The sequence below is a fragment of the Neorhizobium sp. P12A genome, from assembly GCF_008365395.1.
Classification (GTDB): Bacteria; Pseudomonadota; Alphaproteobacteria; order Rhizobiales; family Rhizobiaceae; genus Rhizobium.
On sequence record NZ_QOVX01000020.1, the window covers coordinates 65876 to 88275 of the forward strand.

Consider the following 22400-nt stretch of genomic DNA (forward strand, 5'->3'; position numbering starts at 1 on the left):
CTATCGTCCGCCACGCTCCTTGCGCAGTTTCGCCCACCACTCCAGCCTCTTCCTGATATCGCGTTCGAAGCCACGCTCCGGCGGGTCATAGAAGGTCTGGCGACCCATTTTCTCAGGGAAGTAATCTTGCCCCGAAAATGCGTCGGGCTCGTCGTGGTCGTAGCGATACCCGTCGCCGTAACCCTCACCCTTCATCAGTTTGGTCGGGGCATTCAGGATATGCTTCGGCGGCAGCAGCGAGCCATGTTGCTTGGCTGCAGCGGTTGCGGCCTTGAAGGCGTTGTAGACGGCGTTGGATTTCGGGGCGGTCGCGAGATAGACGCAGGCCTGCGCCAACGCCAATTCACCTTCCGGTGACCCGAGATAATCATAGGCGTCCTTGGCTGCATTGCAGATCACCAGCGCCTGCGGATCGGCAAGGCCGATATCCTCGACCGCCATGCGCATCAGGCGTCGGCCGAGATAGAGTGGATCCTCGCCGGCATCGAACATGCGCGCCAGGTAGTAAAGCGCCGCATCCGGATCCGAGCCGCGGACGGACTTATGCAAGGCCGAAATCAGATTGTAGTGGCCATCCTGCGCCTTGTCATAGACCGGCGCCCGGCGCTGGACGATGCGCACAAGCGCGTCAGGGTCGAAAGTCTCGTCCTTGCGCGCCGCGCGCCAGACTTCTTCCGCCAGCGTCAGCACGGCGCGGCCATCGCCATCAGCCATGCGGATCAGGCTGGCGCGGGCGTCGGCCGTCAACGGCAGAGGTTTGTGCTCTATGGCTTCCGCACGAACGAGGAGTTCTTCGAGACTTTCTTCGTCATGCGACCTGAAAGTCAGTACGCGTGCGCGGGACAAAAGAGCGGCGTTGAGCTCGAAGGACGGGTTCTCCGTCGTGGCGCCGACCAGGATCACCGTACCGTCTTCCATGACCGGTAGGAAACTGTCCTGCTGGGCGCGGTTGAAGCGATGGATCTCATCGACGAAAAGCAAGGTCTGGCGACCATCCATGCGGCGCAGGCGAGCCCCTTCAAAGACCTTCTTCAGGTCCGCCACGCCGGAGAAGATCGCCGAGATCTGCTCGAATGCCAATCCCGCCTCGCCCGAGAGTAAGCGCGCCACTGTCGTCTTGCCGGTGCCGGGCGGTCCCCAGAAGATCATCGAACCGAGCGAGCCGCTCTCGATCATGCGGCGCAGCACACCGTCCTCACCGGTCAGATGTTGCTGACCGGTGACATCGCCTAGGGTTTGCGGCCGCAGGCGATCGGCGAGAGGCCGCCTCTTGGCGACCTCTTCCGGAACTCGCGGTGCAAATAGATCATCGCTCATCGAAAGAACTGCCTGATCCGCTGGCCATCCCGCTCGATCTCCACACGCCAGATGCCCGGATCTTCTTTGGCGGCGGCTTCAAGGTTCTGAGTCGAGGTGATCGCCGTGCCATTGACGGAAACGATAATATCCTTTGGCGCGAAGCCCAATCGCTCGGCTGCAGAATCGCTCTTCAGACTTTCGACAACGACGCCTGTCGTATCGGTCGGAAGGTGCATTTCGTCGGCGACGCGTGGGGAAAGGTTGGCGACCGTCGCGCCGGCAAAGGGATTGTGACCGTCGATAAGCCGCTCATCCCGCGGCCGCGTCTCCGGCGCACCCGCCAGCGTCAGCGAGTCCTGATGCTCTTTGCCGTTGTCGAGAACGGTCAGGGAGACGCTGGCGCCAAGCCCTGCGGTAGTCAGGCGGTAGCCGAGCGCATCGGGATGCTCGACCGGGATGCCGTTCAATGCGGTGACCACCTCGCCGGGCTTCAAGCCGGCCTTGGCGGCAGGTCCACCCTCAACGACCTTGGTGACAAGGGCGCCACGCACCTTGTCAAGCCCCAGGGCTTCAGCGACCTCTGACGTGACAGGTTCGAAGGAGGCGCCGATATAGGGGCGCTCGAATGTCTTGTCGCCGCGATCGGCCGCGGCCAGGAAGACTTTCACGAGATTGGCCGGCGTGGCAAAGCCGATGCCGTTGGAGCCGCCGCTCTGGGAGAAGATTGCGGTGTTGAGGCCGACAAGCTCACCCTTCATGTCGATCAGCGCGCCACCGGAATTGCCAGGATTGATCGCCGCATCGGTCTGGATGAAGAAGCCGACCGAATTCTTCACCTGATTTCGGGCGAGCGCCGAGACGATACCGCTCGTCACGGTCTGGCCGACGCCAAAGGGATTGCCGATGGCAAGCACGAGATCGCCGACTTCGAGCGCATCCGAATTGCCGATCGGCAGGGTCGGAAAGGTTTCCTTCGTCTGTAGCTTCAGAACGGCAAGATCGACATTCTCGTCACGCAACACGACCTTGCAGGGGAATTCACGGCCGTCCGAAAGCGCGATCTTAATGTCGTCTGCGCCATCGACGACGTGGTTGTTGGTGATGACGGTGCCGTTGGCCTCGACTATGACGCCGGAACCGAGCGAGGATTGCTTTTCGGTGCGGTTCGGCATCTGCTGGCCGAAGAACTGCTGGAAGAAGGGATCGCCGGCAAAGGGCGACTGGCTGCGCACGGTTTTCTCGGCATAGACGTTCACGACGGCGGCCGCCGTCTGCTTCACCAGCGGCGCAAAGGAAAGCTGCATTTCCATCTGGCTCTGCGGCACTGCCTTTGCCGTCTGCGCCTCGGCAACGACGGGAAAAGCGGCAATGAGAGCGATCATCGGAACGGCGGCATGTTTCAGCAAACGCTGCATAGAGAAACCCTTTTAAAATGCTCTTGAAACCAAGGTTGTAGCGCTAGACGCTAGAAAGAAAAGGGGGCGGAACCAAGGAAGATCAAGAGGCCGTTACTCCGCTGCCTTACCCTTTAAATGAACAAAACTGCGTGATCGTACATTTAGGTTCACGGGCCTTTTCCAGAAAGGCTTCGGAAGGATTTGAGCGTCGGCAAACCGGGATCTCACCGCCCGGTGATATAGTTCTTGCCGGCAGAATTGCGTTGAAGACGAGGGAACAGAGCGCATGACTTTATTCAACGGACTCATCGGTTTTACCCATGGTGGTTTCCTGACCCTAGTGGCGGTCTCTGTCATGGCAGGGAGTTCATTACTATCCCTTCCCCATCAGGCTGACGCAGCCAGTTTCGACTGCGACGCAAAGGTGCTTCAACCAGACGAGAAGGTGATCTGCGACAACAGGGCGCTGAACGATGCCGATGTGAAGATGGCCACGACCTTCGACCTGCTCTCCGGCCTGCTGGCGATGGGCTCCCGTGGGACGCTGCAGGATGAGCAGACCGCCTGGCTGAAGAAACGGCAGGCTTGTGCTGCGGATGCGGCTTGCATCAAGACGGCCTATGAAGAGCGGCTGAAGCAGTTCGACGAGACGTATAAGAAGATCAACCGGCCGCTGTGAGATGGCTTTCTGCAATCTGGATGTTAAGTTGCAATTGAGTATTGCGTCGATCGGTACCCAAGCACTTTTCATCGAGATTTTCCAATGAGCGAACCCTATCGCCTCCCTGACGAATTTGAGACGAAACGCTATCTCGTCCGGCGTATTCGCCCTTCCGACGCCGATGCAATCTTTGCCGGTTGGTCTTCCGATCCGGAGGTCACGAAATATCTGATCTGGCCTCCGCATACGGACATCTCCCAGACACGCGACTTTGCCGAACGAGGTGATCGCGATTGGCGGGACGGCGTCAGCTTTCCGGCGGTCATCAGCCCTCTCGACGCCCCACAGATGCTGATCGGCATGGTGCATCCCCGCCCGCTTGCAAGGAGAGTTTCGTATGGTTGGCTCATTCGAAGGGACCATTGGGGACAAGGTGTCGCCAGTGAGGTCGTCGCCTACACGGTAGATCATGCGCTGTCGCATCCCGCGATCTTTCGCGCCGAGGCAACATGCGATGTCGACAATATAGCCTCTGCACGAGTCATGGAAAAAGCAGGCATGGTGCGGGAGGGATTGCTGCGGCGCCACGGCCTGCATCCCAATGTTTCAGACGAGCCTCGGGACAGCTTTCTCTATGCCAAAGTGCGTTGAAGGCGCTGCAAGATCCTGCAACTGAGGTTTCCCACAGGAGATCAGGCGGGACACCCCTCCATCATCATCCGTTAAAAAGAAATGGCGCCCAACTAGATCGGACGCCATCTCAAAACCTCAAGCCGTTTGAAGCGCTTTCCGCTTATTCGGGCAGGATACGCACCGCGCCGCGGTCGGCGCTCGTTGCGAAGGCCGCGTAGGCCTTCAGTGCCGTCGTCACGTTGCGCTTGCGCTTCTCGGCCGGCTGCCAGCCCTTGCCGTCCTGCTCGGCGCGGCGCGCTGCCAACTCTGCATCGCTGACGCGCAGGCTGATCGTGCGGTTCGGGATGTCGATGTCGATCATGTCGCCTTCGCGCACGAGGCCGATCGTGCCGCCGTTAGCCGCTTCCGGCGAGACGTGGCCGATGGAAAGGCCGGAAGTGCCGCCGGAGAAGCGGCCGTCGGTGACCAGCGCGCAGGCCTTGCCGAGACCCTTCGACTTCAGATAGCTCGTCGGATAGAGCATTTCCTGCATGCCGGGGCCGCCCTTCGGGCCTTCATAGCGGATGACGACGACATCGCCGGCCTTGATCTCGTTCGCAAGGATCGCCTTCACAGACGCATCCTGGCTTTCGAAGACGCGGGCCGGGCCTGAGAACTTCAGGATCGATTCATCGACGCCTGCTGTCTTCACGATGCAGCCGTCGAGCGCCAGATTGCCCTTGAGGACAGCAAGACCGCCATCCTTCGAGAATGGATGCTCGACGGAGCGAATGACGCCGTGTTCGCGGTCCATGTCCAGCTCGTCCCAGCGCGCTTCCTGGCTGAACGCGACCTGGGTCGGGACGCCGCCGGGTGCTGCGCGGAAGAAATTGTGGACGGTGTCGCTGTTGGTGCGGGTGATATCCCAGCGGTCGATGGCATCGCCCAGCGTTTCGGCGTGAACGGTCGGGCAATCGCGATTGATCAGGCCACCCTTTTCCAGCTCGCCGAGGATCGACATGATGCCGCCGGCGCGGTGGACGTCTTCCATGTGAACATCGCTCTTGGCGGGCGCCACCTTCGACAAGCAGGGAACGCGACGCGACAGAGCGTCGATGTCAGCCATGGTGAAATCGATCTCGCCTTCGTGTGCTGCTGCCAGAATATGCAGCACCGTATTCGTCGATCCGCCCATGGCGATATCGAGCGACATGGCATTCTCGAAGGCCTTCTTGGATGCGACCTTGCGCGGCAGAACCGTTTCGTCTTCCTGCTCGTAGTAACGGCGAGCAATATCGACGATCAGATGGCCGGCCTCGACGAAGAGGCGCTTGCGGTCGGCATGCGTTGCCAGCGTCGAGCCGTTGCCGGGCAGCGACAGGCCTAGCGCTTCCGTCAGGCAGTTCATCGAATTGGCCGTGAACATGCCGGAGCAGGAGCCGCAGGTCGGACAGGCCGAGCGTTCGATGACCTTGACGTCCTCATCGCTGATCTTGTCGTCGGCCGCGGCGACCATCGCGTCGACCAGGTCGAGCGCGTGCGTCTTGCCATGCAGGACGACCTTGCCGGCTTCCATCGGGCCACCGGAAACGAAGACCGTCGGGATATTGAGGCGCAGGGACGCCATCAGCATGCCGGGCGTAATCTTGTCGCAGTTCGAGATGCAGACCATGGCGTCGGCGCAATGCGCGTTGACCATGTATTCGACGCTGTCGGCGATCAGTTCGCGCGAGGGCAGCGAATAGAGCATGCCGTCATGGCCCATCGCGATGCCGTCGTCGACAGCGATCGTGTTGAACTCCTTGGCAACACCGCCGGCGGCCTCGATCTCGCGGGCAACGAGCTGGCCGAGATCCTTGAGGTGGACGTGACCGGGCACGAACTGGGTGAATGAGTTCACCACGGCAATGATCGGCTTGCCGAAATCGCTGTCCTTCATACCCGTCGCGCGCCAAAGTCCGCGCGCGCCTGCCATATTACGGCCGTGGGTCGTTGTTCTTGAACGATAAGCTGGCATGGTGTCTTCCTCGACGTCGCAAATTATCGGGCTAGGCCTGCGGCGAAACAACTTCGCCATTCCAACGGGCAAACCCCTGCTTTTTGGAATTGTCCTAAATCAATCGTACCGGACTGTCACTATCAGGTAGGCTGAATCTGGTACGGTGCAAGGCTTCCATCATAGCCGAGACCGCGTGGTTTGTAATTCATCGCCGGAACCGATATATTTTTCGCCGACAGCCATCAGGAGACCATACTTGAAGCCGCTCTTGTCGATCATAGTCCATGCCAGGTGGGACGACGAAGCAAAAGTCTGGGTGGCGACCTCAGGCGATATTGATGGCCTGAGCGTCGAAGCCGAAACTGTCGAAGTTCTGGAACCGAAGATCACTGCCGCCATTGCGGATCTTATCGAGCTCAACGGCATCGTAAGCGATCTCTCGGAAATTCCGGTCTACATCATGACGGAGCAGGTTTCCCGCGTCGCCATCCCACAGCATTGATCGGCCATGGCCGGTTACCTGCGGGAATTGAAAGAACGACTGGAGCAGGCTGGATGCTATTTCCATCGGCCCGGCAAAGGCGATCACGAAATCTGGTATAGTCCCATCACTCAGCGCTATTTTACCGTCGATCACGGCGTCAAATCCCGGCACACGGCCAACGAGACGCTCAAACAAGCCGGTCTTCCAAAGGCCTTCTAAGACACCGTCGCTGACGCCGGCCTAATTAGTCAGATGCACGAACCGAGGCACTCCGGTCCCTGGTGCCAAAAACCATGTCGAGCGCGAACGCAGTGGCAACGCCTACAATATAGGCCGCAATATTCCATAGCGAGAATATTCGCCCCAAAAGCAGCGCACCGGCTAGTGTCAAACGGAATTCATCCAGCCAGGGCGTATGGAAAAGTCGGAGAAACTCCACGCCGACTGCCACGACAATTGCAACAGCCGCGATATGAACAGGCCGTCGATCAGCGAACAGCAAAGCTATGAGCACATAGACCATCGCCGCCCACAGCGCGGATCCGCCATATTTCACCACCACGAATGGCAGATGCAGGGAATACCCAAAGATTCTAAGCGAAAGGCCGCAGGCGATCACTGCGACGAGGGCAAGGCCGAGTGCCATAGGCCTCTTCATGTGTCGCATTTCGCTCCCCTCCCTCCTCATCCGATTGGCATCGTGACATCGACGCGACATCGCTATTCGATAACGTCCAACCGGCATAGCAAAAAGGCCGGACGATCGCTCGTCCGGCCTTTTCAATAATTTCGCTTCAGCGCTGATTAAGCTGCTGCGGCTTCTTCTTCAGCAGCAACGCGAGCCTTGTCGGCTGCGCCCTTGGCGTCGGTGTCGCGGTCAACGAATTCGACGACGGCGAGAGCGGCGTTGTCGCCCTGGCGGAAGCCGGCCTTCATGATGCGCAGGTAGCCGCCGTTGCGGGTGGCGTAGCGGGTAGCGATCGCGTCGAACAGCTTGGTGACGACAGCAACGTCACGGATCTGCGAGATCGCCTGACGGCGAGCGTGCAGGTCGCCGCGCTTGCCGAGCGTTACCAACTTCTCGACGATCGGACGGATTTCCTTTGCCTTCGGCAGGGTCGTCACGATCTGCTCATGCGTGATGAGCGAAGCCGCCATGTTGGCGAACATCGCCTTGCGGTGGCTTGCAGTTCTATTCAGCTTGCGGCCGGCTTTACCGTGGCGCATGGCTATTCTCCTTTAATGCAGTGCCCCTGATCTACCGGGCCTGCCGTTTCCTGGCACATGCAGGCGACTTGCCTGCTGTTTGACTGGGAAAGGCAGCCGAAGAGCCTGCCTTTTTTGTTTGTTAGTACTGGTCTTCGTAACGCTTGGCGAGATCTTCGATGTTCTCGGGCGGCCATGCCGGCACTTCCATGCCGAGGTGCAGGCCCATGGAAGCGAGAACTTCCTTGATTTCGTTCAGCGACTTGCGACCAAAGTTCGGGGTGCGGAGCATTTCTGCTTCGGTCTTCTGAATGAGGTCGCCGATGTAGACGATGTTGTCGTTCTTCAGGCAGTTTGCCGAGCGAACAGACAGTTCCAGTTCGTCCACTTTCTTGAGGAGCGCCGGGTTGAAGGCAAGTTCGGTGACTGCCTCTTCCTCGGTTTCCTTCTGCGGCTCGTCGAAGTTGACGAACACGCCAAGCTGATCCTGGAGGATGCGAGCCGCGAAAGCGACTGCGTCTTCACCGGAGATCGAGCCATCGGTTTCGATGGTCATGTTCAGCTTGTCGTAGTCGAGAACCTGTCCTTCGCGGGTGTTTTCCACCTTGTAGGACACCTTCTTGACCGGCGAATACAGGCTGTCGACCGGGATAAGACCGATCGGAGCGTCTTCCGCACGATTGCGCTCGGCCGGAACATAGCCCTTGCCGTTGTTGACGGTGAATTCCATACGGATTTCGGCGCCCTCGTCGAGCGTGCAAATGACATGCTCGGGGTTGAGGATTTCGATATCGCCGACCGTCTGAATATCGCCAGCCGTGACAACGCCCGGGCCCTGCTTACGCACGACCATGCGCTTTGCGTCGTCGCCATCCATCTTGATGGCGATTTCCTTGATGTTGAGCACGATGTCGGTCACGTCCTCGCGAACGCCCGGAATCGAGGAGAACTCATGCAGCACGCCGTCGATCTGCACAGCCGTCACGGCTGCGCCGCGCAGCGACGACAAGAGAACGCGGCGAAGCGCGTTGCCGAGCGTCAGGCCGAAGCCACGCTCCAGCGGTTCAGCAACGAGGGTAACCTTCGTGCGGCCGCTCGACGTGAAGTCGACCTTGTTCGGCTTGATCAGTTCCAGCCAGTTTTTCTGGATCATGTTCTTGCCTTCCGTTCGTTGCCACCATCCAATCGTGGCAACCGAGCTAGAGAAGGCACCGTGAAAACCCAAAGGCTTTCGACGATGCCGTTAATTGGCGATGATCAGACGCGGCGCTTCTTGCGCGGGCGGCAACCGTTGTGCGGGATCGGGGTCACGTCGCGGATGGACGTGATCATGAAACCGGCAGCCTGGAGCGCGCGCAGAGCGGATTCACGACCCGAACCCGGACCGCAAACTTCGACTTCCAGCGACTTCATGCCATGTTCCTGGGCCTTCTTGGCGCAATCCTCAGCGGCGATCTGCGCAGCAAACGGCGTGGACTTGCGCGAGCCCTTGAAGCCCTTGGCACCAGCGGACGACCAGGCGATAGCATTGCCCTGGGCGTCGGTGATGGTGATCATCGTGTTGTTGAAGGTCGAGTTGACGTGAGCGACACCCGACGAGATATTCTTACGTTCGCGACGACGAACGCGTACGGCTTCCTTGGCCATGGTATTCCTTTCTTGGATCTCTGCACCGCCGTAATGCCAGCGGCTCCACCGGAACGGCGCCCTTGCGACGCTGCTCCAAACTCAAAAGAGGCCGGTGGAACCACCAGCCTCCCTCACCCGGTTTCCCGGAGATTACTTCTTCTTACCAGCGATAGCCTTTGCCGGGCCCTTGCGGGTACGAGCATTGGTATGCGTACGCTGACCGCGAACCGGCAGGCCGCGGCGATGACGCAGGCCGCGGTAGCAGCCGAGGTCCATCAGGCGCTTGATGTTCATCGCGGTTTCGCGACGAAGATCGCCTTCGACCTGATAATCACGGTCGATGGTTTCGCGGATCTGCAGAACCTCAGCGTCGGTCAGCTGATGAACGCGACGCTCAGCCGGAATGCCGACCTTTTCGACGATTTCCTGTGCAAACTTAGGTCCGATCCCGTGAATGTAGGTCAGCGCAATAACAACGCGCTTTGCCGTCGGGATGTTGACGCCAGCGATACGTGCCACGTCTATTCTCCTTGCGTTCCAGTTGCCATCCGGCAAGTGGGCTTCGTTATGCGGCCACTAGAACCGCCCGTTCAAATTTAGGTCCGTACATGTCAATACGACCGAACCCGGAATTCCCTTGGGAAATCCGCGCCGATCGCATCGGAATGTCGCGAGTTGGCGCGGTGTTTAGCGGAATCAGTGCAAAAAAGCAACCGGCCCCGCCAAGTTTATTTTCAAAGCCTTAAAGCTTCGAAAGAATAGCATCGATCTCGGCGGTGACGTGATCGATGTCGGCCATGCCGTCGACCACTTTCAGCTTACCCTTTGCGTGGTAGTAGCCGATCAGTGGCGAGGTTTCCCTGTAGTAGGCCGCCAGGCGGGTCACCACAGTCTCGCGGTTATCATCCGGACGACGCTTGAAGTGAGTCGAACCGCAACGATCGCAGACGCCTTCCACATGCGGCTTCACGTTGGTGTCGTGATAGCCGGCGCCGCAATTGGCGCAGGTGTACCGGCCGGAAACGCGATCCGCGAGGATCTTGTCGTCGACTTCGATCTCGATGACGGCTGAAAGCTCTATGCCCTTCGCCTTCAGCATCACCTCGGTCGCATCGGCCTGAACCAGCGTGCGCGGGTAGCCGTCGAGAATGAAGCCATTGGCACAATCCGGCGCGTCGAGACGCTCGGATACGATCGCATTGACAATCTCATCGGAAACAAGGTTGCCGGCGTCCATGACGGCCTTGGCGCGCTTGCCCACTTCGGTACCGGCAGCAACTGCAGCTCGCAGCATATCGCCTGTGGAGAGCTGCGGAATTCCGTGCTTTTCCACGATACGCTGGGCCTGGGTCCCCTTACCTGCTCCCGGCGGCCCCAAAAGTATTAATCTCATCGCCCCCTCTTACCTCCCCGCAACTTCGATTTCTTGATCAGGCCTTCGTACTGCTGTGCGATCAGGTGCCCCTGAATCTGCGCCACCGTATCCAGCGTTACGCTAACCACGATCAAAAGCGAAGTACCGCCAAGGGACAGCGGGATGCCCGTTTGCGACACCAGGATTTCCGGCAGAATGCAAACGATGACGAGATAGATCGCTCCGATGACCGTGATTCGGGTCAGCACGTAGTCGATATATTCCGCGGTGCGTTCGCCCGGACGAATGCCAGGAATGAAGCCGCCATGCTTCTTCAGATTGTCTGCGGTGTCCTTCGGATTGAAGACGATAGCCGTATAGAAGAAAGCGAAGAACGCGATCATGGCCGCATAGAGGACCATGTACAGCGGCTGGCCGTGGCCAAGCGCTGCGACGATCGAGGTGACCCAGGACGGCAGGCCGGTCGTGTTGGCAAAGCCAGCAACAGTCGCCGGCAGAAGCAGCAGCGACGATGCGAAGATTGCCGGGATAACACCCGAGGTGTTCAGCTTCAGCGGCAGGTGCGAGGTATCGCCCTGGAACATGCGGTTGCCGACCTGACGCTTCGGATACTGGATGAGCAGGCGACGCTGGGCGCGCTCAACGAAGACGATCAGTCCGATAACCAGGATCGCGACCACGAGCACCGTCAGGATAAGGCCGGTGGAAAGCGCGCCGGTGCGGCCGAGCTCGAGAGTGCCGGCAAGTGCGGTCGGGAGACCGGCTGCAATACCTGCAAAAATGATCAGCGAGATGCCGTTGCCGATACCACGCGACGTGATCTGCTCGCCGAGCCACATCAGGAACATCGTGCCACCGAGCAGCGAAACGACCGTCGTCGCGATGAAGAAGATGCCGGGATTGACCACGAGCCCGTTACCGCTCTCAAGCCCTATCGCAATGCCATAGGCCTGCAATGTGCCGAGCAACACCGTGCCGTAGCGGGTGTACTGGTTGATGATCTTGCGGCCTTGCTCGCCTTCTTTCTTCAGGTTCTCGAGCGCCGGCACGACTGACGTCATGAGCTGCACGATGATCGAAGCGGAAATATAGGGCATGATGCCGAGGGCAAAGATCGCCATGCGCTGGACGGCGCCGCCCGAAAACATGTTGAAAAGGCCGAGAATGCCGCCGGCCTGGCCCTGGAAGGCCTGAGCATAGGCTGCAGGATTAAGGCCTGGAAGCGGAATATGCGTTCCCAAGCGGTAGACCAGCAAGGCGCCCAGCGTGAACCACAGGCGTTTCTTCAAATCCTCTGCCTTGGCAAAGGTTGAAAAATTGAGATTGGATGCCAATTGTTCCGCTGCAGATGCCATGCATATCTCCGCACTACCAATTCCGGCTAAATCGGCCGGGTCCGGAATCAGTATGTAAATTGTTCAAAAGCCGGGTTTTGGACAGATCGCGGTGCAATCTTATGCCTCACCCTCGGTTCCCGTAATCATCCGAATTGACGCAGGTACGACTATTCGGATTCGTGAGGCTCACATATGGGAGCAAAATCGCCCGGTGTGAAGCACCCCGGGCGACATAAGCAAGATTATTCTGCAGCAGGAGCTGCAGCAAGAAGCTTGACGGAACCGCCAGCCTTCTCGATCTTTTCGACAGCCGGCTTGGAAGCGCCAGCGACTTCGAGGGTCAGCTTTGCCTTCAGCTCGCCGTCGGACAGAACGCGAACGCCGTCCTTGACGCGGCGGATAACGCCGGCAGCCTTCAGAGCAGCCGCATCAACGGTTGCCTTGGCATCGAGCTTGCCCGCGTCAACGGCGGCCTGGATGCGCTCCAGCGACACGACGACGTAGTCAGCAGCGAAGATGTTGTTGAAGCCGCGCTTCGGCAGGCGACGATAGATCGGCATCTGACCGCCTTCGAAGCCGTTGATGGCAACGCCGGAACGGGCCTTCTGACCCTTCACACCGCGGCCGGCGGTCTTGCCGGAGCCGGAGCCGATACCACGACCCAGACGCTTGCGGCTGTGGGTCGAGCCTTCGTTGTCCTTGATCTCATTCAATTTCATAGCGAATACCTCCGGCTTACTTCTCGTCGACGACGCGAACGAGATGCTGGACAGCACGGATCATGCCACGAACGGAAGGGGTATCTTCCAGCGTGCGGCGACGGTGCATCTTGTTGAGCCCGAGGCCGATCAGCGTCTGACGCTGTACGTTCGGACGGCGAATGGGGCTACCGATCTGCTCGACCGTAACGGTCTTGGCTTCGGTCTTGTTGGTCGTCTTGGCCATAGGTCAATACTCCCCTTATTCTTCCGAGGCGTTGCCGGAGGCGGCACGACGAGCCTGGAGCGTAGCATACTTGATGCCGCGCTGAGCTGCGATGTCCTTCGGGTGAACCTGGTGCTTCAGAGCGTCGAAGGTTGCGCGAACCATGTTGTAGGGGTTCGACGAACCGGTCGACTTGGCGACAACGTCATGAACGCCGAGCGTTTCGAAAACGGCGCGCATCGGACCGCCGGCGATGATACCGGTACCGACCTTGGCCGAGCGCAGCAGAACCTTGCCGGCGCCATGACGGCCATGGACGTCGTGATGCAGCGTACGGCCGTCACGCAGCGGTACGAAGATCAAGTCGCGCTTTGCGCTTTCGGTAGCCTTGCGGATAGCTTCCGGCACTTCGCGTGCCTTGCCATGACCGAAGCCAACGCGGCCCTTCTGGTCGCCGACGACGACGAGTGCTGCGAAGCCGAAACGACGGCCGCCCTTGACGACCTTGGCGACGCGATTGATTGCTACGAGCTTATCGACAAATTCGCTGTCGCGCTCTTCACGGCTCTGGCGGTCTTCCCGCGGAGCTCTCTTTTCCTGTGCCATTGTCCTTTTCCTTTTTCTTTTCCGGGTGCGAACGGCAAACAAATTTGGACCGCATCGACGCCGCTAGTGCCCGATGAGATCCGGTGATGGGCTCAAAGCCCGAAAACCGGCCGGGTATCGAAATACCCGGCCGGAAATCAATCAGAAGGTCAGGCCACCTTCACGAGCTGCATCGGCGAGAGCCTTGATGCGGCCGTGATAGATGAAGGCGCCGCGGTCGAATACGACGTCCGTAACGCCAGCCTTGGAGGCGCGCTCAGCAACGAGCTTGCCAACCGCAGCAGCGGCGGAGACGTCAGCACCGGTCTTCAGAGAACCGCGCAGATCCTTGTCGAGAGTGGAGGCAGACGCGAGGGTCTTGCCGGCCACATCATCGATGACCTGGGCGTAGATGTTCTTCGACGAGCGATGAACCGACAGGCGCGGACGGCCATTGGCCACCGACTTGAGGTGACGACGCACGCGGTTGGCGCGCTTCGCAAGTGCTTCTTTCCTGCTAGCCATTTCGCGTGATCCTTACTTCTTCTTGCCTTCTTTGCGAACGATCCGCTCGCCGGCATACTTCACACCCTTGCCCTTGTAGGGCTCGGGGCCGCGATATTCGCGGATTTCAGCGGCAACCTGGCCAACCTGCTGCTTGTTGATGCCGGTGACGACGATTTCCGTCGGCTTCGGCACAGCAATGGTAATGCCAACTGGCGGCTCATAAACAACGTCGTGGCTGAAGCCGAGCGCCAGCTGCAGGTTCTTGCCCTGCATGGCAGCGCGGTAACCGACGCCGTTGATTTCGAGCTTGCGTTCGTAACCGTCCTTCACACCCTTCAGGATGTTCTCGACCATCGTGCGGGACATGCCCCACTTCGAACGAGCGTCCTTGGAGTTGTTGAGCGGCGTTACAACGATTGCGTTGTTTTCAAGCTTGAGGCCGATTTCGTCATTAGCAACGAAAACGAGCTCGCCCTTCGGGCCCTTAGCGGTAACCTTCTGGCCATCGACCGTAGCCGTGATCCCAGCAGGTACCTGAACGGGCTTCTTACCGATACGAGACATTTTATTATCCTGTCTGTTCGCTATGGAGATCCCTGCCCGGTCTTAGAAGACCGAGCAGAGAACCTCGCCACCAACGTTCTGTTCGCGAGCTTGGTGATCGGCCATCACGCCCTTCGGGGTCGAAAGGATGGTGATGCCGAGGCCGTTCGCGACCTGCGGAATGGACTTGACCGAGACATAAACTCGGCGGCCCGGCTTGGACACACGGCCGATCTCACGGATCACCGATGCGCCTTCATAGTACTTGAGTTCGATGTTCAGCTCGGACTTGCCATTGCCGAAATCGACAAGCGAATAACCACGGATGTAGCCTTCAGCCTGCAGGACATCGAGAACTCTTGCACGGAGCTTGGACGCAGGCGTCGAAACCGACGACTTGCGGCGCGAAGCACCGTTACGGATACGGGTGAGCATATCGCCCAACGGATCAGTCATTGTCATGTAACCGTCTCCTTACCAGCTCGACTTGACGATGCCCGGCACCTTGCCGAGATTGCCCAGTTCGCGCAGCGCGATACGCGACATGCGCAGCTTGCGGTAATAGGCGCGCGGACGACCGGAGACTTCGCAACGGTTGCGAATGCGGGTCTTGGATCCATCGCGCGGCAGCGATGCGAGCTTCAGGGTAGCCTTGAAGCGCTCTTCGATCGACAGCGACTGGTTCATGATGATCGCCTTCAGGGCAGCACGCTTGCCAGCCTGGTTTGCGACCGTATTACGGCGGCGCTTGTTCTTTTCAACTGCGCTTGTCTTCGCCATGTCAGGTTCCTTTTCTACGCTCGTCGTTACGGCTACTGACGGAACGGGAAGTTGAACTCTGTCAGCAGAGCCCGTGCTTCGTCGTCCTTCGTTGCCGTCGTGCAAACGATGATGTCCATGCCCCACATCTGATCAACCTTGTCGTAGTTGATTTCAGGGAACACAATGTGCTCCTTGATGCCCATGGCGAAGTTGCCACGGCCGTCAAAGCTCTTCGGGTTCAGGCCGCGGAAGTCGCGAACGCGCGGAAGCGCGATGTTGACCAGGCGATCCAGGAACTCGTACATGCGGGCGCCGCGCAGGGTGACCTTCGCGCCGATCGGCATCTGTTCGCGGACCTTGAAGCCAGCGATAGAGTTGCGTGCACGGGTGATGACCGGCTTCTGGCCAGCAATGGCAGCCAGGTCGGCAGCAGCAACAGTCGGCTTCTTCGAATCAGCCGTTGCTTCGCCAACACCCATGTTGATAACGATCTTGTCGAGCTTCGGGATCATCATCTCGTTGGCGTAGGAGAACTTCTCCTGCATCGCCGCACGGATGCGCTCGACATATTCCTTCTTGAGCCGCGGCTCGTACTTTGCCTCAGCCATCAGATCACCTCACCGGAACGCTTGGCCACACGGACCTTCTTGCCGTCAACAACCTTGAAACCGACGCGGGTCGGCTTGCCGTCCTTGTCGATGATCGAAACGTTGGACAGGTGAACCGAGGCTTCCTTGTTGATGATGCCGGCTTCCTGGGTCTGCGTCTGGCGCTGGTGGCGCTTCACGACGTTGATGCCGCGGACGACCGCACGGTCTTCCTTCGGCAGCACCTGGAGAACTTCGCCGGTACGGCCCTTGTCCTTGCCAGCAAGCATGACGACCTTGTCGCCCTTACGAATCTTCTGCATCTCTCTCGCTCCTTACAGTACTTCTGGAGCCAGCGAGATGATCTTCATGTGGTTCTTGGCGCGAAGTTCGCGCGGAACCGGTCCGAAGATACGGGTGCCGATCGGCTCTTTCTTGTTGTCGATGAGGACTGCAGCATTGGTGTCGAAGCGGATGATGCTGCCGTCAACGCGGCGGATTTCCTTGGCGGTGCGAACGACAACCGCCTTCATCACGTCACCCTTCTTCACGCGGCCGCGCGGGATCGCTTCCTTGATCGAAACGACGATAACGTCGCCGATCGAGGCATACTTGCGCTTCGAGCCGCCCAGCACCTTGATGCACATGACACGACGTGCGCCGGAATTATCCGCCACGTCGAGGTTTGTTTGCATCTGAATCATATCAGGTCGCCTTCTTGGTTTACCGGAATGGTTGGGCCGAAAGCCCCCTTCCCCGGCTTATGAAAATTGTCTGCCCACCGTGCCGCCCGAAGGCAGGTACAGATACGGCAATAGCTTGAATAGCGCGGGATCGATCGTGCCAGGGTGGTTTCCCAAACGGGACCTTCCGTGCGCTCAAAGCAAAAGAACGCCCGGCATTCGAGCGTTCTGACGCTGCTTCATACAGAAATTTCCGCGAGACGCAAGGCCTCGCGTAAAATTCTTCTTACTTGGCCTGGGCGGAAACGACCGTCCAGCGCTTGTCCTTGGAGATCGGTGCGCATTCCTCGATGGAAACGACATCGCCGATCTTGTACTGGTTGTTCTCGTCGTGAGCCTTGTACTTCTTCGAACGACGAACGGTCTTCTGAAGCAGCGGGTGAGCGAAACGACGCTCAACGCGGACTACGACGGTCTTTTCATTCTTGTCGCCAACAACGACGCCCTGCAAAATGCGCTTCGGCATGTTCTTCTTCCTTTACGCCTTTGCTTCGGCCGCCTTCTGGCGGGCAATGGTCTTGATGCGGGCGATGTCCTTGCGGACTTCGTTGATGCGCGAGGACTTTTCCAGCTGACCGGTTGCCTTCTGGAAGCGCAGGTTGAACTGCTCCTTCTTCAGGTCGGCGAGCTTGTCCTTGAGCTGGTCGGCCGTGAGGCCGCGAACTTCTTCGGCTTTCATCGTGCCTTCTCCTTACTCTGCAATGCGCTGAACGAAGCGCGTCTTGACCGAGAGCTTGGCAGAGCCGAGGCGAAGCGCTTCACGCGCAATTTCCTCGGAAACACCATCGATCTCGAACATCATGCGGCCGGGCTTGACCTTGCATGCCCAGTATTCAACACCGCCCTTACCTTTACCCATGCGGACTTCGGTAGGCTTCTTGGTGACCGGAACATCAGGGAACACGCGGATCCAAACACGGCCGGCGCGCTTCATGTAACGCGTGATCGCGCGGCGGGCCGCTTCGATCTCACGTGCGTTTACGCGGTTCGGTTCCTGAGCCTTGAGGCCGAATTCACCGAATGCGAGGTCAGAACCACCCTTGGCAACGCCCTTGATGCGGCCCTTGAATTGCTTGCGGTACTTAGTACGCTTTGGCTGCAACATTTTCTTACTTCTCCGAGCTTATCTTTCGCCAGCGCTAATTACGCGTTGTCGCGTTCGCGGCGACGATCGCCACGGTCGCGGTCACGGCTTGCCGGACCCTGCGCATCGCCTTCCAGCGCGCGACGTTCGGAAGCCATCGGATCGTGCTCAAGGATTTCGCCCTTGAAGATCCAAACCTTGATGCCGCAGATACCGAATGCGGTTTCGGCTTCAGCCGTACCGTAGTCGATGTCGGCACGAAGGGTGTGCAGCGGAACGCGACCTTCACGGTACCATTCCGTACGAGCGATTTCAGCACCACCGAGACGGCCCGCGCAGGTGATCTTGATGCCTTCGGCGCCAAGACGCATAGCGGACTGAACGGCGCGCTTCATGGCGCGGCGGAAAGCCACGCGGCGCTCGAGCTGCTGGGCGATCGACTGAGCGACCAGGGTCGCGTCGATTTCCGGCTTGCGCACTTCAACGATGTTGAGGTGCGTTTCGGAGTTCGTCATGTCCGACAGCTTCTTGCGGAGCTTGTCGATGTCTGCACCCTTCTTGCCGATGATCAGACCCGGGCGAGCCGAGTGGATCGTGACGCGGCACTTCTTGTGCGGACGCTCGATGACGACCTTGGAGATGCCGGCCTGCTTCAGTTCGCTCATGACGAACTTACGCATCTTGAGGTCTTCGTGAAGAAGCTGACCATACTCGGCATTGTCCGCAAACCAGCGGCTATCCCAAGTGCGGTTGATGCCAAGACGAAAACCGATCGGATTGATTTTCTGACCCATTATGCGGCCTCCTCTTGTGCCTGCACTTCACGAACGACGATCGTCAGGTGCGCGAAAGGCTTTTCGACACGCGATGCACGGCCGCGACCACGAGCGTGGAAGCGCTTCATGACGATCGACTTGCCGACATAGGCCTCAGCGACGACCAGCGAGTCGACGTCGAGATCGTGGTTGTTCTCGGCGTTAGCGATCGCAGATTCGAGCGTCTTCTTGACGGCGCCTGCGATGCGCTTGCGGGAGAATTCCAGCTCAGCGAGTGCCTTTTCAACCTTCTTGCCACGGATGGAGGCGGCAACCAGGTTAAGCTTCTGCGGGCTGACGCGGAGAGTGCGGGCGACTGCCTGCGCTTCGTTGTCCTTGAGCCGGCGTTCTGTTTTTGCCTTGCCCATGATTACTTCCTCTTCGCCTTCTTGTCCGCGCCGTGACCATAATAGGTGCGGGTCGGGGCGAACTCACCGAACTTGTGACCGACCATGTCTTCGTTGACGCTGACCGGAATATGCTTGCTGCCGTTGTAGACACCGAAGGTGAGACCTACGAACTGCGGCAGGATGGTGGAGCGACGGCTCCACATCTTGATTACTTCTGCACGTCCGCCTTCGCGCACCTTCTCAGCCTTCTTGAGAAGATAGCCGTCAACAAACGGACCTTTCCATACTGAACGAGCCATGTGTGACTACCTCTCTTACTTCTTGCGCTGATGGCGCGAACGCATGATGAACTTGTCGGTCGACTTGTTCGAACGCGTGCGCTTGCCCTTGGTCGGCTTGCCCCACGGGGTCACCGGATGGCGACCACCGGACGTGCGGCCTTCACCACCGCCGTGCGGGTGGTCGACCGGGTTCATGACGACACCGCGGTTATGCGGACGCTTGCCGCGCCATACGGTACGACCGGCCTTGCCATCGTTGATGTTGCCGTGGTCCGGGTTCGAGACCGCACCGATCGATGCGAGGCAGGAACCGGGAACCAGACGCTGTTCGCCGGAGCTGAGGCGAAGGATCGCCATGCCCTGGTCGCGACCAACGAGCTGAACGTAGGTGCCAGCGGAACGACCCAGCTGACCACCCTTGCCCGGCTTCATTTCGACGTTGTGGACGATCGAGCCGACCGGGATGTACTGAAGCGGCATTGCGTTGCCGGGCTTCACGTCGACAGCCTTTTCGGAAGCGATGACCTTGTCGCCGACAGCGAGACGCTGCGGAGCCAGGATGTAGGCCTGATCGCCATCGGCATAGTCGATGAGCGCGATGTAGGCAGTACGGTTCGGGTCGTATTCGAGGCGAGCTACCGTGCCTTCGACATCAAACTTGCGACGCTTGAAGTCGATGATGCGGTAAGTGCGCTTGTGACCGCCGCCGATGAAGCGAGCCGTGATGCGACCGAGGTTGTTACGACCGCCGCTCTTGGTCAGACCTTCCGTCAAAGCCTTGACCGGCTTGCCCTTGTGAAGGTGCGAGCGGTCGACGATGACCAGCTGACGCTGGCTCGGGGTCGTCGGATTGAATGTTTTCAATGCCATTTTCTTATTCCTCAGAGACCGGTGGAGACATCGATCGTCTGGCCTTCAGCCAGCGTCACGATAGCCTTCTTCACGTCCTTCTGCTTGCCGGCAAAACCGCGGAAACGGCGGGTCTTGCCCTTGCGAAGCAGAGTGTTGACGGCGGTGACCTTGACGCCGAACAGCGCCTCGACAGCAGCCTTGATTTCCGGCTTCGTCGCGGTCTTGGCAACGTTGAAGACAACCTGGTTGTATTCGGATACCAGCGTCGACTTTTCGGTGATCGCAGGAGAAACGATCACATCGTAATGGCGAAGATCGGTCACTTGAAACGCTCCTCTAGAGCTTCAACGGCAGCCTTGGAAAGCACGAGCTTGCCGCGGCGCACGATGTCGTAAACGTTGATGCCCTGGATCGGCAGAACATCGATGTTCGGGATGTTCTGGGCTGCGAGCTTGAAGTTGTTGTCCAGCTCGGCGCCGCCGATGAAGAGCGCGTTGGTCAGGCCGAGGGCTTCGAAAGCACCGGCGAGAACCTTCGTCTTGGCTTCGGCAGCAACGAGATCGTCAATGACGATAACGTCTTCAGCCTTCAGCTTGGCCGACAGAGCATGACGCAGGCCGAGGGCGCGAACCTTCTTCGGCAGATCATGTTCGTGGCTGCGGGCAACGGGGCCATGAGCCTTACCACCGCCGCGGAACTGCGGAGCACGAGCGGAATGGTGACGAGCGCGGCCCGTACCCTTCTGCTTGTACATCTTGGCGCCGGTGCGCCAGACGTCCGCACGGCCCTTGGCCTGGTGCGTGCCCTGCTGCTTCTTGGCAAGCTGCCAGCGAATTACGCGAGCGAGGATGTCCTCGCGCGGCTCAAGGCCGAAAATCGCATCAGAAAGGGAAACCTTCCCAGCGTCTTTGCCCTCGAGGGTCTTGACGTTCAATTCCATTGGTTTGGCTCCCTTACTTCGCGGCCGACTTGACGGCGTCGCGCACGATGATCCAGGCACCCTTGGAGCCGGGCACAGCACCCTTGATCAGGATCAGACCGCGATCTTCGTCGGTCGAAACCACTTCAAGGTTCTGCGTCGTCACGCGCGTCTGGCCCATGTGACCAGCCATCTTCTTGTTCTTGAACACCTTGCCGGGATCCTGGCGCGAACCGGTCGAACCATGCGAACGGTGCGAAACCGACACACCGTGCGTAGCGCGCAGACCGCCGAAGCCGTGACGCTTGATAGCGCCGGCAAAGCCCTTACCGATCGTGGTGCCGGTTACGTCGACCAACTGGCCGGCGGCAAAATGATCAGCCTTCAGCTCGGTGCCGACTTCAAGCAGGTTGTCTTCCGAAACGCGGAATTCAGCCAGCTTGGCCTTCGGCTCGACGTTGGCAACAGCAAAGTTACCGCGCATCGCCTTGGACGTGTTCTTAACTTTCGCCTGGCCAGCGCCAAGCTGAACGGCCGAGTAGCCATTCTTTTCTACAGTGCGCGTGGCAACGACCTGGCAGCCTTCCATGCGCAAAACTGTTACCGGGACATGCTCGCCGGCGTCGTTGTAGACGCGGGTCATTCCCACCTTCTGTGCAATCACACCTGAACGCATCGGTTCAATCCTTCTCACTCAGCTCGAGACGAAGCTCAGAGCTTGATCTCAACATCGACACCGGCGGCGAGATCGAGCTTCATCAGCGCGTCTACCGTCTGCGGGGTCGGGTCTACGATGTCGAGGAGGCGCTTATGCGTGCGCATCTCGAACTGCTCGCGGCTCTTCTTGTCGATGTGCGGGGACCGGTTAACCGTAAACTTCTCGATGCGGGTCGGAAGCGGAACGGGGCCCCGGACGCTTGCGCCGGTGCGCTTCGCCGTCGACACAATCTCGCGCGTGGAAGCATCGAGAATTCGGTGATCGAACGCCTTCAGGCGAATGCGGATATTTTGGCCGTTCATTCGACGTTATCCTTGTGTTTGTTATCTCTCGCGCCTTTCAACAAGGCACGGATTGTTCTTTCTTCCTAAGGCGGACCACCGGTTTCAAAGATCGAGAGGGACGTCGGTTACGACATCCCTATCCAGTCTTTAGGCCTTTCGGCCCACCTTATAGCTAATTTTATTCGCCGCTCCGTCGCCCGAAGCAGCGCGCAAATCGCGCTCGCGCGCCATTTGCAACATTTCCATGTAATAAGCAAGCGGCTAAAGCCGCTCGCTTCATATAAATGTCATCGAATCGGCCGCCCGACTGGAGCGGCCGTCTTCAATTACTCGACGATGCTTGCCACGATGCCGGCGCCGACGGTACGGCCGCCTTCGCGGATAGCGAAGCGAAGCTTTTCTTCCATCGCGATCGGAACGATCAGCTCGACGTCAACCGTGACGTTG

The 22400-nt window shown here is 59.1% G+C and carries 35 protein-coding genes and 1 pseudogene; 4 read left to right on the top strand and 32 right to left on the bottom strand.

Annotation, left to right across the window (positions count from 1 at the left end):
- Window positions 1-1317, bottom strand: coding sequence for a replication-associated recombination protein A (locus DTW90_RS30720; protein ID WP_149343339.1), 1317 nt, complete (start codon window positions 1315-1317; stop codon window positions 1-3).
- The gene (locus DTW90_RS30725) at window positions 1314-2714 is read right to left on the bottom strand and encodes a DegQ family serine endoprotease (protein ID WP_132516635.1); all 1401 of its coding nucleotides are present in this window, start codon (window positions 2712-2714) and stop codon (window positions 1314-1316) included. Before DTW90_RS30725 ends, DTW90_RS30720 begins: the two co-directional genes overlap by 4 nt.
- Before the next feature lie 337 nt (window positions 2715-3051).
- Here DTW90_RS30725 and DTW90_RS30730 point away from each other — a divergent pair, with 337 nt between their 5' ends.
- Both DTW90_RS30730 and DTW90_RS30735 read left to right on the top strand, forming a co-directional pair.
- Complete coding sequence (locus tag DTW90_RS30730; RefSeq protein ID WP_149343356.1) at window positions 3052-3375, top strand: lysozyme inhibitor LprI family protein; 324 nt, start codon at window positions 3052-3054, stop codon at window positions 3373-3375.
- A gap of 84 nt (window positions 3376-3459) precedes the next feature.
- Window positions 3460-4008, top strand: a complete 549-nt coding sequence (locus DTW90_RS30735) for a GNAT family N-acetyltransferase (RefSeq protein ID WP_132516637.1) — start codon at window positions 3460-3462, stop codon at window positions 4006-4008.
- Between the two features lie 142 nt (window positions 4009-4150).
- Here the strand turns inward: DTW90_RS30735 and ilvD are convergent, their stop codons facing one another.
- Window positions 4151-5986 carry a dihydroxy-acid dehydratase gene (gene ilvD, locus DTW90_RS30740; protein WP_149343341.1) on the bottom strand — a complete coding sequence of 612 codons (1836 nt, stop codon included), beginning with the start codon at window positions 5984-5986 and terminating at the stop codon, window positions 4151-4153.
- A 238-nt stretch (window positions 5987-6224) separates the two neighbouring features.
- Between ilvD and DTW90_RS30745 the strand changes: the two genes are divergently transcribed.
- Both DTW90_RS30745 and DTW90_RS30750 read left to right on the top strand, forming a co-directional pair.
- Window positions 6225-6470 carry a DUF1902 domain-containing protein gene (locus tag DTW90_RS30745; RefSeq protein WP_149343343.1) on the top strand — a complete coding sequence of 82 codons (246 nt, stop codon included), beginning with the start codon at window positions 6225-6227 and terminating at the stop codon, window positions 6468-6470.
- Window positions 6471-6476: 6 nt separating this feature from the next.
- Window positions 6477-6671 carry a type II toxin-antitoxin system HicA family toxin gene (locus DTW90_RS30750; RefSeq protein WP_149343345.1) on the top strand — a complete coding sequence of 65 codons (195 nt, stop codon included), beginning with the start codon at window positions 6477-6479 and terminating at the stop codon, window positions 6669-6671.
- A 25-nt stretch (window positions 6672-6696) separates the two neighbouring features.
- Here DTW90_RS30750 and DTW90_RS30755 read toward each other — a convergent pair whose 3' ends face one another.
- From DTW90_RS30755 to tuf, 29 genes and pseudogenes are all read right to left on the bottom strand, one after another.
- Complete coding sequence (locus tag DTW90_RS30755) at window positions 6697-7098, bottom strand: DUF2809 domain-containing protein (RefSeq protein WP_246665118.1); 402 nt, start codon at window positions 7096-7098, stop codon at window positions 6697-6699.
- Window positions 7099-7256: 158 nt separating this feature from the next.
- Window positions 7257-7679, bottom strand: a complete 423-nt coding sequence (gene rplQ / locus DTW90_RS30760; protein ID WP_132516643.1) for a 50S ribosomal protein L17 — start codon at window positions 7677-7679, stop codon at window positions 7257-7259.
- Window positions 7680-7800: 121 nt separating this feature from the next.
- Window positions 7801-8811 carry a DNA-directed RNA polymerase subunit alpha gene (locus tag DTW90_RS30765; RefSeq protein WP_149343348.1) on the bottom strand — a complete coding sequence of 337 codons (1011 nt, stop codon included), beginning with the start codon at window positions 8809-8811 and terminating at the stop codon, window positions 7801-7803.
- A 104-nt stretch (window positions 8812-8915) separates the two neighbouring features.
- Entirely contained in the window at window positions 8916-9305 is a 390-nt protein-coding gene (gene rpsK / locus DTW90_RS30770; RefSeq protein ID WP_003547577.1) for a 30S ribosomal protein S11, read from the bottom strand.
- 132 nt (window positions 9306-9437) lie between these two features.
- A complete protein-coding gene (gene rpsM / locus DTW90_RS30775; RefSeq protein ID WP_011424992.1) occupies window positions 9438-9806 on the bottom strand; it encodes a 30S ribosomal protein S13 in 369 nt (122 codons plus the stop codon).
- Window positions 9807-10029: 223 nt separating this feature from the next.
- Window positions 10030-10680 carry an adenylate kinase gene (locus DTW90_RS30780; protein WP_132516647.1) on the bottom strand — a complete coding sequence of 217 codons (651 nt, stop codon included), beginning with the start codon at window positions 10678-10680 and terminating at the stop codon, window positions 10030-10032.
- Window positions 10677-12017 carry a preprotein translocase subunit SecY gene (gene secY / locus DTW90_RS30785; protein WP_132516649.1) on the bottom strand — a complete coding sequence of 447 codons (1341 nt, stop codon included), beginning with the start codon at window positions 12015-12017 and terminating at the stop codon, window positions 10677-10679. Before secY ends, DTW90_RS30780 begins: the two co-directional genes overlap by 4 nt.
- Window positions 12018-12241: 224 nt before the next feature.
- On the bottom strand, window positions 12242-12718 hold the full coding sequence (gene rplO / locus DTW90_RS30790; RefSeq protein ID WP_132516651.1) for a 50S ribosomal protein L15: 477 nt from the start codon (window positions 12716-12718) through the stop codon (window positions 12242-12244).
- A gap of 16 nt (window positions 12719-12734) precedes the next feature.
- Window positions 12735-12944, bottom strand: coding sequence for a 50S ribosomal protein L30 (rpmD, locus tag DTW90_RS30795; protein WP_132516653.1), 210 nt, complete (start codon window positions 12942-12944; stop codon window positions 12735-12737).
- 15 nt (window positions 12945-12959) lie between these two features.
- A complete protein-coding gene (rpsE, locus tag DTW90_RS30800; protein ID WP_092715848.1) occupies window positions 12960-13529 on the bottom strand; it encodes a 30S ribosomal protein S5 in 570 nt (189 codons plus the stop codon).
- Window positions 13530-13670: 141 nt separating this feature from the next.
- Window positions 13671-14033: a 50S ribosomal protein L18 gene (gene rplR, locus DTW90_RS30805; RefSeq protein WP_132516655.1), complete on the bottom strand. Its 363-nt coding sequence runs from the start codon at window positions 14031-14033 to the stop codon at window positions 13671-13673.
- Window positions 14034-14045: 12 nt separating this feature from the next.
- Window positions 14046-14579 carry a 50S ribosomal protein L6 gene (gene rplF, locus DTW90_RS30810; RefSeq protein ID WP_132516657.1) on the bottom strand — a complete coding sequence of 178 codons (534 nt, stop codon included), beginning with the start codon at window positions 14577-14579 and terminating at the stop codon, window positions 14046-14048.
- 42 nt (window positions 14580-14621) lie between these two features.
- Window positions 14622-15020, bottom strand: a complete 399-nt coding sequence (gene rpsH / locus DTW90_RS30815; protein WP_132516659.1) for a 30S ribosomal protein S8 — start codon at window positions 15018-15020, stop codon at window positions 14622-14624.
- A 12-nt stretch (window positions 15021-15032) separates the two neighbouring features.
- Window positions 15033-15338 (bottom strand): 30S ribosomal protein S14, encoded by a 306-nt coding sequence (rpsN, locus tag DTW90_RS30820; protein ID WP_132516661.1) that lies wholly within the window; start codon window positions 15336-15338, stop codon window positions 15033-15035.
- Between the two features lie 32 nt (window positions 15339-15370).
- On the bottom strand, window positions 15371-15928 hold the full coding sequence (rplE, locus tag DTW90_RS30825; RefSeq protein ID WP_007787736.1) for a 50S ribosomal protein L5: 558 nt from the start codon (window positions 15926-15928) through the stop codon (window positions 15371-15373).
- Window positions 15928-16230 carry a 50S ribosomal protein L24 gene (gene rplX, locus DTW90_RS30830; RefSeq protein ID WP_132516663.1) on the bottom strand — a complete coding sequence of 101 codons (303 nt, stop codon included), beginning with the start codon at window positions 16228-16230 and terminating at the stop codon, window positions 15928-15930. Before rplX ends, rplE begins: the two co-directional genes overlap by 1 nt.
- A 12-nt stretch (window positions 16231-16242) precedes the next feature.
- Complete coding sequence (gene rplN / locus DTW90_RS30835) at window positions 16243-16611, bottom strand: 50S ribosomal protein L14 (protein WP_018900268.1); 369 nt, start codon at window positions 16609-16611, stop codon at window positions 16243-16245.
- A gap of 265 nt (window positions 16612-16876) precedes the next feature.
- Window positions 16877-17116: a 30S ribosomal protein S17 gene (rpsQ, locus tag DTW90_RS30840; RefSeq protein WP_007531674.1), complete on the bottom strand. Its 240-nt coding sequence runs from the start codon at window positions 17114-17116 to the stop codon at window positions 16877-16879.
- A 12-nt stretch (window positions 17117-17128) separates the two neighbouring features.
- Window positions 17129-17329 carry a 50S ribosomal protein L29 gene (rpmC, locus tag DTW90_RS30845; RefSeq protein ID WP_132516665.1) on the bottom strand — a complete coding sequence of 67 codons (201 nt, stop codon included), beginning with the start codon at window positions 17327-17329 and terminating at the stop codon, window positions 17129-17131.
- Window positions 17330-17341: 12 nt separating this feature from the next.
- Window positions 17342-17755, bottom strand: a complete 414-nt coding sequence (rplP, locus tag DTW90_RS30850) for a 50S ribosomal protein L16 (RefSeq protein WP_132516667.1) — start codon at window positions 17753-17755, stop codon at window positions 17342-17344.
- A gap of 38 nt (window positions 17756-17793) precedes the next feature.
- Complete coding sequence (rpsC, locus tag DTW90_RS30855) at window positions 17794-18528, bottom strand: 30S ribosomal protein S3 (RefSeq protein WP_132516669.1); 735 nt, start codon at window positions 18526-18528, stop codon at window positions 17794-17796.
- Window positions 18528-18917, bottom strand: coding sequence for a 50S ribosomal protein L22 (gene rplV, locus DTW90_RS30860; protein WP_132516671.1), 390 nt, complete (start codon window positions 18915-18917; stop codon window positions 18528-18530). The genes rpsC and rplV overlap by 1 nt, the downstream gene beginning before the upstream one ends.
- A gap of 2 nt (window positions 18918-18919) precedes the next feature.
- Window positions 18920-19198, bottom strand: coding sequence for a 30S ribosomal protein S19 (gene rpsS / locus DTW90_RS30865; protein WP_085423139.1), 279 nt, complete (start codon window positions 19196-19198; stop codon window positions 18920-18922).
- Between the two features lie 15 nt (window positions 19199-19213).
- The gene (gene rplB, locus DTW90_RS30870; RefSeq protein WP_149343350.1) at window positions 19214-20050 is read right to left on the bottom strand and encodes a 50S ribosomal protein L2; all 837 of its coding nucleotides are present in this window, start codon (window positions 20048-20050) and stop codon (window positions 19214-19216) included.
- An 11-nt stretch (window positions 20051-20061) separates the two neighbouring features.
- Window positions 20062-20355 (bottom strand): 50S ribosomal protein L23, encoded by a 294-nt coding sequence (locus tag DTW90_RS30875; RefSeq protein ID WP_132516675.1) that lies wholly within the window; start codon window positions 20353-20355, stop codon window positions 20062-20064.
- Window positions 20352-20972: a 50S ribosomal protein L4 gene (rplD, locus tag DTW90_RS30880; protein WP_132516677.1), complete on the bottom strand. Its 621-nt coding sequence runs from the start codon at window positions 20970-20972 to the stop codon at window positions 20352-20354. Before rplD ends, DTW90_RS30875 begins: the two co-directional genes overlap by 4 nt.
- 13 nt (window positions 20973-20985) lie before the next feature.
- Window positions 20986-21627: a 50S ribosomal protein L3 gene (rplC, locus tag DTW90_RS30885; RefSeq protein WP_132516679.1), complete on the bottom strand. Its 642-nt coding sequence runs from the start codon at window positions 21625-21627 to the stop codon at window positions 20986-20988.
- A 35-nt stretch (window positions 21628-21662) separates the two neighbouring features.
- Entirely contained in the window at window positions 21663-21971 is a 309-nt protein-coding gene (gene rpsJ / locus DTW90_RS30890; RefSeq protein WP_003547547.1) for a 30S ribosomal protein S10, read from the bottom strand.
- Between the two features lie 308 nt (window positions 21972-22279).
- Window positions 22280-22400 (bottom strand): annotated as a pseudogene (gene tuf, locus DTW90_RS30895) (elongation factor Tu); the annotation flags it as partial.